Source organism: Streptococcus infantis, assembly GCF_047460875.1.
Lineage (GTDB): Bacteria > Bacillota > Bacilli > Lactobacillales > Streptococcaceae > Streptococcus > Streptococcus infantis_AA.
Genome location: NZ_JASHFI010000004.1, coordinates 24,008 through 39,793, shown reverse-complemented (window position 1 = coordinate 39,793; position 15,786 = coordinate 24,008). Strand labels below are relative to the sequence as shown.

Annotated in this window: 14 protein-coding genes; all 14 read left to right on the top strand. The window is 38.6% G+C overall.

Annotation, left to right across the window (positions count from 1 at the left end; genetic code table 11):
* Nucleotides 1-2 precede the first annotated feature (2 nt).
* The 14 genes from QM887_RS04225 to ileS all read left to right on the top strand — a co-directional run bounded on the left by QM887_RS04225 (nt 3) and on the right by ileS (nt 15,369).
* Nucleotides 3-1,010: a glycosyltransferase family 2 protein gene (locus QM887_RS04225; RefSeq protein WP_414270658.1), complete on the top strand. Its 1,008-nt coding sequence runs from the start codon at nt 3-5 to the stop codon at nt 1,008-1,010.
* Between the two features lies 1 nt (nt 1,011).
* Nucleotides 1,012-1,965, top strand: a complete 954-nt coding sequence (locus QM887_RS04220; RefSeq protein WP_414270657.1) for a glycosyltransferase family 2 protein — start codon at nt 1,012-1,014, stop codon at nt 1,963-1,965.
* Between the two features lie 154 nt (nt 1,966-2,119).
* Nucleotides 2,120-3,535 carry a flippase gene (locus QM887_RS04215; protein WP_414270656.1) on the top strand — a complete coding sequence of 472 codons (1,416 nt, stop codon included), beginning with the start codon at nt 2,120-2,122 and terminating at the stop codon, nt 3,533-3,535.
* A 1-nt stretch (nt 3,536) separates the two neighbouring features.
* A complete protein-coding gene (locus QM887_RS04210; protein ID WP_414270655.1) occupies nt 3,537-4,535 on the top strand; it encodes an acyltransferase in 999 nt (332 codons plus the stop codon).
* 13 nt (nt 4,536-4,548) lie between these two features.
* Nucleotides 4,549-5,649, top strand: a complete 1,101-nt coding sequence (gene glf / locus QM887_RS04205) for a UDP-galactopyranose mutase (RefSeq protein WP_414270654.1) — start codon at nt 4,549-4,551, stop codon at nt 5,647-5,649.
* A gap of 673 nt (nt 5,650-6,322) precedes the next feature.
* Entirely contained in the window at nt 6,323-7,696 is a 1,374-nt protein-coding gene (gene ftsA, locus QM887_RS04200) for a cell division protein FtsA (RefSeq protein ID WP_414270653.1), read from the top strand.
* Between the two features lie 17 nt (nt 7,697-7,713).
* Nucleotides 7,714-8,970 carry a cell division protein FtsZ gene (gene ftsZ / locus QM887_RS04195; RefSeq protein ID WP_049548722.1) on the top strand — a complete coding sequence of 419 codons (1,257 nt, stop codon included), beginning with the start codon at nt 7,714-7,716 and terminating at the stop codon, nt 8,968-8,970.
* A gap of 5 nt (nt 8,971-8,975) precedes the next feature.
* On the top strand, nt 8,976-9,647 hold the full coding sequence (locus QM887_RS04190) for a YggS family pyridoxal phosphate-dependent enzyme (protein ID WP_414270736.1): 672 nt from the start codon (nt 8,976-8,978) through the stop codon (nt 9,645-9,647).
* A gap of 9 nt (nt 9,648-9,656) precedes the next feature.
* A complete protein-coding gene (locus QM887_RS04185; protein WP_075229812.1) occupies nt 9,657-10,208 on the top strand; it encodes a cell division protein SepF in 552 nt (183 codons plus the stop codon).
* Complete coding sequence (locus QM887_RS04180; RefSeq protein ID WP_414270652.1) at nt 10,208-10,471, top strand: YggT family protein; 264 nt, start codon at nt 10,208-10,210, stop codon at nt 10,469-10,471. Before QM887_RS04185 ends, QM887_RS04180 begins: the two co-directional genes overlap by 1 nt.
* The gene (locus tag QM887_RS04175) at nt 10,468-11,256 is read left to right on the top strand and encodes an RNA-binding protein (protein ID WP_414270651.1); all 789 of its coding nucleotides are present in this window, start codon (nt 10,468-10,470) and stop codon (nt 11,254-11,256) included. Before QM887_RS04180 ends, QM887_RS04175 begins: the two co-directional genes overlap by 4 nt.
* Before the next feature lie 8 nt (nt 11,257-11,264).
* The gene (locus QM887_RS04170; protein ID WP_414270649.1) at nt 11,265-11,519 is read left to right on the top strand and encodes a DivIVA domain-containing protein; all 255 of its coding nucleotides are present in this window, start codon (nt 11,265-11,267) and stop codon (nt 11,517-11,519) included.
* Between the two features lie 16 nt (nt 11,520-11,535).
* Nucleotides 11,536-12,321: a DivIVA domain-containing protein gene (locus QM887_RS04165; RefSeq protein WP_414270648.1), complete on the top strand. Its 786-nt coding sequence runs from the start codon at nt 11,536-11,538 to the stop codon at nt 12,319-12,321.
* 255 nt (nt 12,322-12,576) lie between these two features.
* On the top strand, nt 12,577-15,369 hold the full coding sequence (gene ileS, locus QM887_RS04160) for an isoleucine--tRNA ligase (RefSeq protein WP_414270647.1): 2,793 nt from the start codon (nt 12,577-12,579) through the stop codon (nt 15,367-15,369).
* Nucleotides 15,370-15,786 lie beyond the last annotated feature (417 nt).

Here is a 15,786-nt window from a genome sequence, read left to right as displayed (position 1 = left end):
ATATGATGAAGGATTGTTTGTTAACAATTGTAATGCCTAGTTATAATATTCAGGACTACGTTTCAAAAGGGCTGGAGTCTTTCCAACAAGTGCAATCAGATTATAAAAATAAATTTGAAGTACTGGTTGTTAACGATGGAAGTACAGACGATACTGCTAAAGTAGCAGAAGAAATATTAGCCCAAGATTCGTTGCTGGATGGCCGTGTAATTACAAAAGAAAACGGTGGTCATGGTTCAACTATCAATCGCGGTATTCAAGAAGCAAAGGGAAAATTTTTTAAAGTGATTGATGGGGATGACTGGGTTATCCCATCAGAATTTGAAAAGTTTTTAGATACTCTTGAAACTGTTGATGTGGATATGGTGATTACAGACTTTACAGAGCAGCATGTCTATAACAATACTACAGTACGAAATGACTTCGTAGACAAGTATGAAATTGGCAAAAAATACATGGGAATTCCGGATGTTCGCATCCCGATGCACTCGGTTACTTATAAGACATCAATCTTGTCGGAAAACAAGATTCGTTTAAGTGAAAAAACATTTTATGTTGATATTCAATACACACTTTTTCCTTTGGAGTATGTTCATAGTTTCAGTTATTGGAATTATGATATTTATCAATACTACATAGGTAGACCAGAGCAAAGTATGAATATTGAGAGTATGAAGCGTAATGTCCGTCACCATTTGACTGTTACAAATTCAGTTCTAGATTATTTTACAAAAATTGAAAGTGAACCCGTTTTAAACCGAGTAGTTTCTGAAACCTTGGTTTATCTCATCAGTTTGCAGGTTGATTTGTCTTGGATGGTTAATGATTCCGAAACACTCTTGAAAGAACTATATAGCAAAATTGAGAAAAGTTCATATGACTATATTCCTACGAAAAAGTTTGACAGATTGTCTTATTTGAACTATAAGACCAAGTTTGCAATGGCCTTAATACTTAATCCGATTTTGAAGAAATACTCTAAAAAGAAAGAAAAAGAGAGAGGGGTTTAGGATGTTTATTAGCATCGTTGTTCCGGTATATAACATTGCCGACTATTTGCACTATGCGATAGATAGTCTGCTGAAACAAACCTATCAAAATTTTGAAGTGATCCTCGTTAATGACGGTTCAACAGATGATTCCCCTCAATTATGTGAAGATTACGCTCAAAAATATGAAAATATTCACGTTTTTCACAAAGAAAATGGTGGTTTGTCTGAAGCACGTAACTTTGGAGTTTCTAAAGCGAGTTCAGATTGGATTTTCTTTTTAGATCCAGATGATTACCTTGAAGACTATACTCTAGAGTTAATCGTGAAAATTCACGAGGAGCATCATGCAGACTTGATTTCAACTAAAGTAAAGACAACGTCTAAATATAATGATTATACTTCTTATCGATTAGAAGAATCAGACTATAAAGGCTTAGCTCCAATAACAAAAGAAAAGGCTCTGGAGGCAATGTTAGATGATAAATTCGCGACAGTTTCCGCTTGTGCCAAACTCTACCACAAAAGTATCTTGGAGGCTGTTCCTTTTCCAGTTGGTAAAATTTATGAGGACTTTTATGTTGTTGGCCAACACCTTGCACTTGCAGATAAAATTATAATCAGTCCGCTTGAAACTTACAATTATTATCGAAGAGAGGGAAGTATTGTCCGTTCAACATTTACTGAAAAAAGGTACGAATTCTTTGAGGCGGTTGTAAGAAACGAAGAAGTTATCAGAAAAAAATATAACCAATGTGAAGAGTTACTACAATCATTACAAGCAAAAAAAATATTAGGTGGTTTTGTAGTGATTGGTGCAAAAGCTGACTCAGGTTTAAAAGATTTTTCAAAAGATAAAGAATTGTTGAGAGTAGAAATGAGTGAGTTGCTAAAAAATAGTAAGCTATCATGGAAAGTAAAACTAAAATACCTTATTTTTATCTTTAGCCCTAAATTGTATTTGTTGCTACGATAGTATCGTGCATAGATCCAATTTAATTTGCAACAAGTGTCAAAAAAATGTAGGAAAGAGGAAATATGAAAGAAGCATTTAGAATAATTGCCCATTATAAGCCTGTTCGGTCTCAATTTTTTATTTCACTGATTGGTTATAAATAGGACGGGTTGAGATGAAAGTATTAAAAAATTACGCCTACAATCTTTCTTATCAATTGTTGGTAATTATACTTCCGATTATTACGACTCCCTATGTAACGCGGGTCTTTTCTTCGGATGATTTAGGAACTTATGGTTATTTTAATTCCATTGTCACCTACTTTATTCTATTAGGGACTCTGGGAGTTGCTAACTATGGGACCAAGGTCATTTCAGGGCATCGCAAGGAAATCGAAAAAAACTTTTGGGGAATCTACTCCCTGCAATTAGGTGCAACTCTTCTTTCTCTAACATTGTATGCTCTTCTTTGTCTAACTCTTCCTTTTATGCAAAATCCGGTAGCCTACATTCTAGGCTTGAGTTTAGTTTCTAAAGGTTTAGACATCTCTTGGCTCTTTCAAGGGTTGGAGGATTTCCGAAAGATTACGGTTCGAAACATCACGGTTAAGATCGTTGGGGTTACCTCTATCTTTCTCTTTGTCAAATCAGCAAATGACCTCTACCTCTATGTTTTTTTACTAACCATATTTGAGCTTTTGGGGCAACTAAGCATGTGGTTGCCGGCTCGAGAGTTTATCGGTAGACCTCATTTTGACATAGAATATGCTAGGCATCATTTGAAACCCGTCATCTTATTGTTCCTTCCGCAAGTGGCGATTTCCTTGTATGTAACGCTAGATCGTACCATGCTTGGAGCCTTAGCTTCTACAAAAGACGTTGGGATTTATGACCAGGCTCTAAAGTTGGTAAATATCCTTCTGACCTTGGTAACTTCCTTGGGAAGCGTTATGTTACCTCGTGTCTCTCATTTGTTAGCGACAGGTGATCATAAGGCAGTCAATAAGATGCATGAAATGTCCTTTCTGATTTATAACTTGGTAATTTTTCCTATTATGGCAGGAATCTTGATTGTCAATGATGATTTTGTTCAATTTTTCCTTGGTCAAGATTTTCAGGATGCACGTTATGCAATCGCCATTATGATCTTCCGTATGTTCTTTATCGGTTGGACCAATATCATGGGAATTCAGATGTTGATACCTCATAATCAAAATAAAGAATTCATGATTTCAACAACAGCTCCCGCAATTATCAGTGTAGGTTTGAATTTACTATTCCTTCCTAAACTTGGATATATCGGAGCAGCCATTGTTTCTGTTTTGACAGAGGCGTTAGTATGGGCGATACAATTATACTTTACCCGCAGATACTTAAAAGAAGTTCCAATTATCGGATCTATGGCAAAAATTATTCTAGCATCAGCTATCATGTATGGTATCTTGCTAGGTTCAAAAACAGTTATACATTTTACACCAACCTTAAATGTTCTAGCATTTGCAGTGCTTGGTGGAATCATTTATCTTTTTACAATTCTATCTCTGAAAGTGATAGATGTAAAAGAATTAAAACAAATCATTGGGAAAAAATAGAATGCTAAAAACTCGGAATATTAATTTAGATTTAATAAAAGTGCTTGCATGTATTGGAGTTGTTCTACTTCATACAACAATGATTGGATTTAATGAAACCGGTTCTTGGAATCTTTTGGCATATTTATATTACTTAGGTACCTACTCTATACCTCTGTTTTTTATGGTCAATGGTTATTTATTGTTAGGAAAGAAGAATATAACCTATTCCTACATACTGCAGAAAGTAAAATGGATTCTAATAACAGTGTTATCATGGACTTTTATCGTTTGGTTGTTTAAACGAGATTTTGCAGTTAATCCTGCAAAAAAAGTTATAGGTTCATTGTTGCAAAGAGGCTATTTCTCTCAGTTCTGGTTTTTTGGCACACTAATACTTATTTATCTGTGTTTGCCAATTTTAAGAAAATTTCTAAATTCAAAAAGAAGTTATTTATATATTCTATCTTCATTGGTCGCTATTGGTTTGGCTTTTGAGTTGACAAATATTGTACTTCAAATGCCATTACAGTCATATCTTATACAAACCTTTAGGTTATGGACGTGGTTTTTCTACTACATTTTAGGAGGTTTGGTTGCTCAATTTGATAAAGATATTGTAAAAAAAGGCTTTAAGAAATGGATGAAAGTGGTTTCGGTACTTTTGTTATTGATTTCGCCAGTAATATTATTTTTCTTAGCAAAGACTATTTACCATAATTTTTTTGCTGAATATTTTTATGATATTTTATTCGTAAAAGTCAGTAGTCTAGGAATTTTTCTAACTATCCTCACACTTGATTTGAAGAAAAAACGAAGCGAATGGATTGTTTCTCTCTCTAATCAAACTATGGGTGTTTTTATAATACACACCTACGTAATGAAGATTTGGGAAAAACTAATTGGTTTCAGTTTTACAGGAGCATATTTACTTTTTCCTATTTTTACTTTAGTTGTAAGCTTTCTTGTTGTTGGAATGTTAATGAAAATTCCTTATTTCAATCGAATCGTCAAATTATAAAAAGGAGATTAAAATGTACGATTATCTTATCGTTGGTGCAGGTTTGTCTGGAGCAATCTTTGCACACGAAGCTACAAAACGTGGAAAAAAAGTTAAAGTGATTGACAAGCGTGATCACATCGGTGGAAATATCTACTGTGAAAATGTTGAGGGCATCAATGTCCACAAGTATGGTGCCCACATTTTCCATACTTCCAACAAAAAAGTGTGGGACTATGTCAACCAATTCGCTGAATTTAACAACTATATCAACTCACCAGTGGCTAACTACAAGGGTAGCCTCTACAATCTTCCTTTCAACATGAATACCTTTTACGCTATGTGGGGAACTAAGACACCACAAGAAGTCAAGGATAAGATTGCAGAGCAAACGGCTGACATGAAGGATGTTGAACCTAAAAACCTGGAAGAACAAGCGATCAAGTTGATTGGTCCAGATATCTACGAAAAGTTGATTAAGGGCTATACAGAAAAACAATGGGGACGCTCTGCAACAGACCTTCCACCATTTATCATCAAACGTCTTCCGGTTCGATTGACTTTTGATAATAACTACTTTAATGACCGTTACCAAGGAATTCCAATCGGGGGATACAACGTCATCATTGAAAACATGCTTGGTGATGTGGAAGTAGAGCTTGGCGTTGATTTCTTTGCTAATCGTGAAGAGCTTGAAGCATCAGCTGATAAAGTTGTCTTTACAGGGATGATTGACCAGTACTTTGACTACAAACACGGTGAGTTGGAGTATCGCAGTCTTCGTTTTGAACACGAAGTCTTGGATGAGGAAAATCATCAAGGAAATGCGGTGGTTAACTATACAGAACGTGAGATTCCTTATACTCGTATTATCGAACACAAGCACTTCGAGTATGGTACTCAACCAAAGACTGTCATCACTCGTGAGTACCCAGCTGATTGGAAACGTGGAGATGAACCATATTATCCAATCAACGATGAAAAGAATAATGCTATGTTTGCTAAGTATCAAGAGGAAGCAGAAAAGAATGACAAAGTTATCTTCTGTGGTCGTTTAGCTGACTACAAATACTATGATATGCACCTAGTTATTGAGCGTGCCCTAAATGTAGTGATGGAAGAGTTTGGTAATTAAAAGGCTTGGGACAAAAATTATTTGGATGCAACATTCAGCGCCTATTCCCGAGATAGCATTCTTAAATCCGTATGGGGGTCATTGGAAACTGAATGTTTTGATAGTAAGCGTTGTCCAATTTGTCCAACAGTAGTGGGGGATCTCAAAGCTATCTACCTACTGTAAAATTGCGGACTATATGTTTCTAAATAAATTTTAAGAGAACACTATATTTAAAAAAGAACGTTTAGTTACAAGATAAAAGCTGACATGATTGGGTCAACTACATGCATACTTTCTATGGGGATATAGTGTCAGTTTTTTTCGACATGGATCTGAAAGAGGAAATGGCTATATCATCTTAGAAATGAAGTTGATGATTGTTCTAAGAAAGCAAAATACAAAATGAAAAGAGGCATCTATCTCATACTTGATAGATGCCTCTTTTTAACTATATTTAAACTCTAGACCAGACTTTTTATAGTGGGCTTGAACGATTCACTTCTTTTTTTGATTTCTGAAGGTAGAAATTTTCAGAGCACTATAAAAATTTCAAGAAAAAGCTTAGTTAAATGTTAGAAAATCCGAGCACGAATGTATTTTTTGTGTTATAATATTCTGTGAATAGCTATGCCTTCATATAGCTATTAAAAATAGAAGTGTGAAACTTGGAAGATAGAGAGGACGCAGTGTAATGACTAGGAATGGTTTTTTTACAGGCTTAGATATCGGAACTAGCTCTATTAAAGTGTTGGTTGCAGAGCTTGTAAATGGTGAAGTAAATGTAATTGGCGTTAGTAATGCCAAAAGTAAGGGTGTCAAAGATGGGATTATCGTTGACATCGAAGCAGCAGCGACTGCTATTAAGTCTGCAATTTCTCAAGCAGAAGAAAAAGCAGGAATTTCAATTAAGTCTGTAAACGTTGGCTTGCCAGCTAATTTGCTACAAGTGGAGCCAACTCAAGGCATGATTCCAGTGACATCAGATACAAAAGAAATTACGGATCAAGACGTTGAGAACGTAGTTAAATCAGCTTTAACTAAAAGTATGACTCCAGACCGTGAAGTCATCACCTTTATTCCGGAGGAATTTGTCGTAGATGGATTCCAAGGAATTCGTGATCCTCGTGGTATGATGGGAGTTCGCTTGGAAATGCGCGGTCTCTTGTATACTGGCCCACGTACGATTCTCCACAATCTTCGTAAAACTGTTGAGCGTGTAGGAGTTCAAGTTGATAACGTGATTATTTCACCTCTTGCAATGGTTCATTCAGTCTTGAATGAAGGTGAACGCGAGTTTGGTGCGACTGTTATTGATATGGGTGGTGGTCAAACGACTGTTGCTACTATTCGCAACCAAGAACTTCAATACACAAATGTCAACCAAGAAGGTGGCGATTATGTCACAAAAGACATTTCTAAAGTTCTCAAGACTTCTAAGAAAATTGCAGAAGGTCTAAAACTGAACTACGGGGAAGCTTATCCACCGTTAGCTAGCAAGGAAACCTTCCAAGTTGAAGTGATCGGTGAGGTTGAACCAGTTGAAGTGACTGAGGAATACTTGGCTGAGATTATTTCAGCAAGACTTAAGCACATTTTTGAGCAAATTAAGCAAGACTTGGAAAGACGTCACCTATTAGACTTGCCAGGAGGTATTGTCTTAATTGGTGGGAATGCCCTTCTTCCAGGTGTCGTTGAATTGGCCCAAGAAGTATTTGGAGTACGTGTTAAATTATTCGTGCCAAATCAAGTTGGTATTCGCAACCCTGCTTTCGCTCATGTCATCAGCTTGTCAGAATTCGCTGGTAGTCTTACTGAAGTGAATGTTTTGGCACAACGAGCAATTCGAGGCGACCAGAGTTTACGCCACCAACCGATTGATTTTAGAAATTCAGCTCAACCAGTTTCACCTGTTTCTCCACGCCCAGTATTTAATACAGTGACAACTTCTGAGCCTGAAACAACTCAATCTGTTGAACCAGTAGCTCCTCTTCAATCAGAAGAAAAGAGCAAGGGTAAATTAACGGATCGTTTCCGTAGCTTGATTGGAAGCATGTTTGACGAATAAAATAGAGGAATATAAATATGACATTTTCATTTGATACAGCAGCTGCACAAGGTGCAGTCATTAAAGTAATCGGTGTCGGCGGTGGTGGTGGAAATGCCATCAACCGTATGGTTGACGAAGGCGTTTCTGGCGTTGAGTTTATCGCAGCCAACACAGATGTACAGGCTTTGAGCAGTACAAAAGCTGAGACAGTTATCCAGCTTGGCCCTAAATTGACTCGTGGACTTGGTGCAGGAGGTCAACCTGAGGTTGGTCGTAAAGCTGCAGAAGAAAGCGAAGAAGTGCTGACAGAAGCAATCAGCGGTGCTGACATGGTCTTCATCACTGCTGGTATGGGTGGTGGTTCTGGTACAGGAGCTGCACCAGTTATCGCTCGTATTGCAAAAAGTCTTGGAGCTTTGACAGTAGGTGTTGTCACTCGTCCATTTGGCTTTGAAGGAAGCAAACGTGGACAATTTGCCATCGAAGGGATTAACGAACTTCGTGAGCATGTTGATACACTCTTGATTATCTCAAACAATAACTTGCTAGAAATCGTCGACAAGAAAACTCCACTTCTTGAAGCATTGAGTGAAGCAGACAACGTTCTTCGTCAAGGTGTACAAGGGATTACAGATTTGATCACAAATCCTGGTTTGATCAACTTGGACTTTGCAGACGTTAAGACTGTTATGGCTAACAAAGGAAATGCCCTTATGGGTATTGGTATCGGTAGTGGTGAAGAACGTGTTGTAGAAGCTGCTCGTAAAGCTATCTACTCACCACTTCTTGAAACAACTATCGATGGTGCTGAGGATGTGATTGTTAACGTAACTGGTGGTTTGGACTTGACTTTGATTGAAGCTGAGGAAGCATCAGAAATTGTTAACCAAGCAGCTGGTCATGGTGTTAACATCTGGCTTGGAACATCTATTGATGAGACTATGAAAGACGAAATTCGCGTGACTGTTGTTGCGACAGGAGTACGTCAAGATAAAGTTGAGAAAGTTGTAACTGCTCAACCACGCCAAGCAGCCTACCGTGAACCTGCTAGAACTAGCCATACACATACATATGATCGCAATTTTGATATGGCTGATACAGTAGAGTTACCAACTCCAAGTCATCGTCGCCCAGAAGCTCCAAAGACATCAGCCTTTGGTGACTGGGACTTGAGACGTGATGCCATTGTTCGCCAAGGAGATCCAGTTGTTTCTCCTGTAGAACGTTTTGAGGTTCCAGCCGCAACAGATGAAGATGAGTTGGAAACTCCACCATTCTTTAAAAATCGTTAATGAAGATGAATTTAAAAGAAAATACGAACCTTGTTTTTCAACAGATATCGAATGCAGTTCAGGAAGCCGGTCGTGAAAACGATTCGGTTTCTGTGATTGCGGTGACCAAATATGTAGATGTTGAAACAGCCTCTGCTTTGGTTTCGCAAGGAGTGCAACACATCGGTGAGAACCGTGTTGATAAATTTCTTGACAAGTATCATGCCTTGAGTGATAAAAATCTTACTTGGCATTTGATAGGAACCTTACAGAGACGTAAAGTCAAGGAAGTAATTTCTTATGTGGATTATTTTCATGCTTTAGATTCCTTAAAGCTAGCTCAGGAAATTCAAAAACGAGCGGACCACAAGATTAAGTGCTTTTTGCAAGTAAATATCTCCCAGGAAGAGAGCAAGCATGGTTTTTCGAAAGAAGAACTCTTAGCCCTTTTGCCAGAACTCTCACAATTAGATCAGATTGAGTATGTTGGATTGATGACCATGGCCCCATTTGAAGCCACAAGTCAAGAGTTACAGGAGATATTTAAAGAAACGCAAGAATTGCAAAAAACCATTCAAGAAAAACATCTCCCCAATATGCCGATGACAGAACTCAGTATGGGAATGAGTCGAGACTTTAAAGAAGCGATTCAATATGGTTCAACTTTTGTTCGAATCGGTACAGCATTTTTTAAGTAGGAAATAACCATGTCACTAAAAGATAAATTTGATAAGTTTATAGATTATTTCACTGAAGATGGAGAAGAGGTGGCACCAAACGTTGCTGAGTTAAAGCCTGAAAAAACGCTAACATCAGTGTCTGCCCCCAAGGAAGAACTTCCACAAGCACAACAACTACCACAACCATCACAAGTGAATACTAAAGAAAAAAATATTACTCGTCTTCATGCTCGTCAGCAGGAGTTGGCGATGCAGAGCCATCGTAGTACAGAAAAGGTAACTATTGATGTTCGTTATCCTCGTCGCTACGAAGATGCAACAGATATCGTTGATTTACTGGCAGGTAATGAAAGTATTTTAATCGATTTCCAATATATGACAGAAGTACAAGCTCGCCGTTGTCTAGACTATTTAGATGGGGCACGTCACGTATTGGCTGGTGAATTGAGAAAAGTTGCAAATACTATGTATCTTTTGACACCAGTAGGAGTTGTAGTAAATATCGAAGATATTCGCTTGCCTGAGGGAACTCAGAGTGAAGAATTCGACTTTGATATGAAGAGAAATCGAGTGAAATAATGATATTTCTAATTCGCTTCATTCAAAATGCTACAGATATCTATTCTTGGATACTTGTAGCTTTTGCTCTCTTATCCTGGTTTCCAAATGCCCATGAGACAGCAATAGGTCGCTTGTTGTCTAGTTTAGCTAGACCGATCCTTCAACCCTTAAGTCGTCTGCCTCTAAGATTTGGCGGTTTTGACTTTTCAGTATGGGTGGCTGTCATCTTGGTTCATTTTGTTGGAAACTATCTCATTCGTTTTCTTTATATACTAGCATGAGAAAAGACATCTATCAGCATTTCTCAGTCGAGGATATTCCCTTTATTGATAAAGGCTTGGAGTGGCTAAGGCAGGTAGAAGAGCACTATGCTCCTTTCTTAACTCCCTTTATCAATCCCCATCAGGTCTTTATCCTAAAGACATTGGGAAATAATCATGGGATTCAAGTTTTTTCTAGCAATGATTTTGTAGCTACAGAATATAGTCGTGTGCTACTTGCACCAGATTATTTCATACCGACGAATTTAGCGGATTTTGAAATGGCATTGCTTGAGATTGTCTATTCTAGCAAATTTGAGCAATTGACTCACGCTAAGATTTTGGGAACAGTCCTTAATCGACTCGGTATTGATCGCAAGCTCTTTGGTGATATAGTAGTAACGGAAAATAGAGCGCAAATCATTGTAGACCAGAAATTCACTCCTCTCTTTCAAGACGGGATTCAAAAGATTGCCAAACTACCTGTTAAACTGGAAGTCAGATCTTTTGAAGATCTGTTAGAGGCTGAAAATGATTATCAAGAGAAGGAAGTTTTGCTTCCAAGTCTGCGCTTGGATGCTTTCTTATCAAATGTTTTGAAATTATCTCGATCACAGACCAGTGATTTATTAGCCAAAAAATATGTTCAGGTAAATTACCATCTGGTTGAAAAAGCTGACTATCAAGTCAAGATAGGTGATTTAGTAAGTGTCAGACGTTTTGGAAGGATTAGTATTCTGAGAGAAAATGGTCAAACCAAAAGAGATAAGAAGAAAATAACAGTCCAAGTCCTACGAAGTAAGTGAGAAAAGATATGCCAGTTACACCCCTTGAAATTAGGGATAAGGTTTTTTCAACGAAATTCAGAGGCTATGATAAGGATCAAGTTAACGAATTTTTAGATAAGATTCTTTGGGACTACGAGGAATTAATACGGTACAAGGATGAATCTGAAGACTATATCAAAAAATTAGAAGAGAGTCTTTCGGTTTTTACCAACGATTTTCCTAAGAGACAAGTAACAAATGAGCAAAAACAAGAAACAATGAATGATTCTGTTTTTTATTAAGTAAGTGAGGAAAAATATGCCAATTACGTCATTAGAAATTAAGGATAAAACCTTTAGTACTAAGTTTAGAGGTTTTAATCCAGAAGAGGTTGATGAATTTCTAGACATTGTTGTTCGTGACTATGAAACACTGGTTCGTAGCAACCACGAAAAAGAGCAACATATTAAAAATCTAGAAGAGCGTTTGTCTTATTTTGATGAGATCAAAGATTCTTTGAGCCAGTCAGTATTGATTGCTCAAGATACTGCGGAACGCGTCAAGCAAGCAGCCAATGATCGCTCTCAAAATATTATCAAACAGGCTGAGCAAGATGCACATCGATTGCTCGACGAAGCCAAGTACAAGGCCAATGAAATTTTGCGTCAAGCAACTGACAATGCCAAGAAAGTTGCAGTAGAGACAGAAGAATTGAAGAACAAGAGTCGCGTTTTCCATCAACGTTTGAAATCTACGATTGAAAGTCAATTGGCTATCGTAGATTCATCTGATTGGGAAGAAATTTTGCGTCCGACTGCAACATATTTGCAAACTAGTGACGAAGCCTTCAAGGAAGTAGTTGAAGAGGTTCTAGGTGAAGATGTATCTTCATATCAGGAAGAAGAACCGATTGATATGACTCGTCAGTTTTCACCTGAGGAAGTAGCAGAGCTCCAAGCTCGAATTGAAGCTGCCAACAGAGAATTGGTAGAATCTCAGCTAGAAACTCCTTCTAATTCTTCTGAATCAGTTGTTGAAGGTGTAGTTTCTTCAAATCGGGAAACTTTTCCAACACCCTTGACAGAATCTATTGATCTTTTATAAGAAATATAATCTGAGAACAATATCTTATCAAATATATTTTTAGCGAGTAGGAGATGGTGGAAGTCCTACAATCCCTGTTGATAAGATTATCCTCTCAAGTTATCAAGTCTGAAGTTAGTAGGATTTGACGTCACCCACGTTACGGGAAAAGAGGGAGAAAGACTAGTTTTTTTTCCGAACAAAGGTGGTACCACGATTTTCGTCCTTTTTAGCGAGTCGTGGTTTTTAATTTGTCTATATAATAAAGGAGATATTATGAAACTCAAAGAAACTTTAAATCTTGGGAAAACAGACTTCCCAATGCGTGCCGGACTTCCGACCAAAGAGCCAGTTTGGCAAAAGGAATGGGAAGAAGCAAAACTCTATCAACGTCGTCAAGAGTTAAATGAAGGAAAACCTCACTTCACTCTGCATGATGGGCCTCCGTATGCCAACGGAAATATCCACGTAGGACATGCCATGAACAAGATTTCAAAAGATATCATTGTTCGTTCTAAGTCTATGTCAGGATTTTACGCACCTTATATCCCAGGTTGGGATACACACGGTCTGCCAATCGAGCAAGTCTTGGCTAAACAAGGTGTTAAACGCAAAGAAATGGACTTGGTTGAGTACTTGAAACTTTGCCGTGAATACGCTCTTTCTCAAGTAGATAAACAACGCGAAGACTTCAAGCGCTTGGGTGTTTCTGGTGACTGGGAAAATCCATATGTAACACTGACTCCTGACTATGAAGCAGCGCAAATCCGTGTCTTCGGTGAAATGGCTAATAAAGGCTATATCTACCGTGGAGCTAAGCCTGTTTACTGGTCATGGTCATCTGAGTCAGCTCTTGCTGAAGCGGAAATCGAATACCATGACTTGGTTTCAACCTCACTTTACTATGCCAACAAGGTCAAAGATGGCAAAGGTGTTTTAGACGCTGATACTTACATTGCTGTTTGGACAACGACTCCATTCACCATCACAGCTTCTCGTGGATTAACTGTTGGAGCAGATATTGACTATGTAGTCGTACAACCTGCTGGTGAAAATCGTAAGTTTGTGGTCGCTTCAGAACTATTGAATAGTTTGTCTGAGAAGTTTGGTTGGTCTGATGTTCAAGTTTTAGCAACTTATCGTGGACAAGAACTCAATCATATCGTAACAGAACACCCATGGGATACTGCAGTAGATGAACTTGTTATTCTTGGTGATCACGTTACGACTGACTCTGGTACTGGTATCGTCCATACAGCCCCTGGTTTTGGTGAGGATGACTACAATGTTGGTATTGCTAATGGTCTTGAAGTTGCTGTGACTGTTAATGAACGCGGTATCATGATGGCTAATGCTGGCGCTGAGTTTGAAGGTCAATTCTATGACAAGGTAGTGCCAACGGTTATTGAAAAATTAGGTAGCCTCCTTCTTGCTCAAGAAGAAATCTCTCACTCATACCCATTTGACTGGCGTACGAAAAAACCAATCATCTGGCGTGCAGTGCCACAATGGTTTGCCTCTGTATCCAAATTCCGTCAAGAAATCTTGGACGAAATTGAAAAGGTAAAATTCCACTCAGAATGGGGTAAAGTCCGTCTTTACAATATGATTCGTGACCGTGGTGACTGGGTCATCTCTCGTCAACGTGCTTGGGGTGTTCCACTTCCGATCTTCTATGCTGAAGACGGCACACCAATCATGACTGCTGAAACGATTGAGCATGTAGCTCAACTCTTTGAAGAGCATGGTTCCATCATCTGGTGGGAACGTGATGCTAAAGACCTCTTGCCAGAAGGATTTACACATCCAGGTTCACCAAATGGTGAGTTCAAGAAAGAAACAGACATCATGGATGTATGGTTCGACTCAGGTTCATCATGGAATGGTGTCGTGGTTAATCGCCCAGAACTCAAATACCCAGCTGACCTCTACCTAGAAGGTTCTGACCAATACCGTGGTTGGTTCAACTCTTCACTTATCACATCTGTGGCTAACCATGGGGTTGCACCATACAAACAAATCTTGTCGCAAGGTTTTGCCCTTGACGGTAAAGGTGAGAAGATGTCTAAATCTCTTGGAAATACCATTGCTCCAAGCGATGTTGAAAAACAATTTGGTGCGGAAATCTTGCGCCTCTGGGTAACAAGTGTTGACTCAAGCAACGACGTTCGCATCTCTATGGATATCTTGAGCCAAGTCTCTGAAACTTATCGTAAGATCCGTAACACCCTTCGTTTCTTGATTGCTAATACTTCTGACTTTAACCCAGCTCAAGACGCAGTGGCTTACGAAGAATTACGTTCCGTTGATAAGTACATGACCATCCGCTTTAACCAACTTGTCAAGACCATTCGTGATGCTTATGCAGACTTTGAATTCTTGACAATTTACAAGGCCTTGGTGAACTTTATCAATGTTGATTTGTCTGCCTTCTACCTTGATTTTGCTAAAGACGTTGTTTACATTGAAGGTGCTAAATCACTCGAACGCCGTCAAATGCAAACTGTCTTCTATGACATCCTTGTGAAAATCACCAAACTCTTGACCCCAATCCTTCCTCACACTGCGGAAGAAATCTGGTCATATCTTGAGTTTGAAGCTGAAGAATTCGTTCAATTGTCAGAATTACCAGAAGCTCAAACATTCGCTAATCAAGAAGAAATCTTGGATACATGGTCAGCCTTCATGGACTTCCGTGGACAAGCTCAAAAAGCCTTGGAAGAAGCCCGTAATGCCAAAGTCATCGGTAAATCCCTTGAAGCTCACTTGACTGTTTATCCAAATGAAGTGGTCAAAACTCTACTCGCAGCAGTAAACAGCAATGTAGCTCAACTCTTGATCGTGTCAGACTTGACCATCGCAGAAGGATCAGCTCCAGAAGCTGCCGTTAGCTTCGAGGATGTAGCGTTCACAGTTGAACGCGCTGCAGGTGAAGTATGTGACCGTTGCCGCCGTATCGATCCAAGTACAGCAGAACGTAGCTACCATGCAACTATCTGCGATCACTGTGCAAGCATCGTAGAAGAAAACTTTGCGGACGCAGTGGCTGAAGGATTTGAAGCCAAATAATGCTGTGACTAGACCTATGAGTGTCCTTGCGGTTAATAAAAGTCTTTTTGTTAACTGGAAGAGGTGAGAGGAACTCCACCCTCTAGGCTAGAACGAAAACTAAAAAAGCGAACAAAGATAGTTTTCTGCTACTCAGAATTCTTTCTTGTTCGCATTTTTAGTCTAATTACTAATTTTTACCTCTAGCTCAAAAGAAAAAAGAAGAGTAAGTTAATAACTTTGCTTAATGTAATTTCTTAGAAATAAAAAGAAGGCGGTGGGACAGAAATCGATAGACAAAGTCTCGATTTCGTAGTCCCAGCCCCGCGAGGATGATTAGGAGCTTTTTGGAGTCTAAAAGACGAACAAAAAGTTTAATCAGCTACCGCGTCAAAGTTTAATTGCTAATAAAAAGTGAGGTTGGGATCTGTTGTCCCA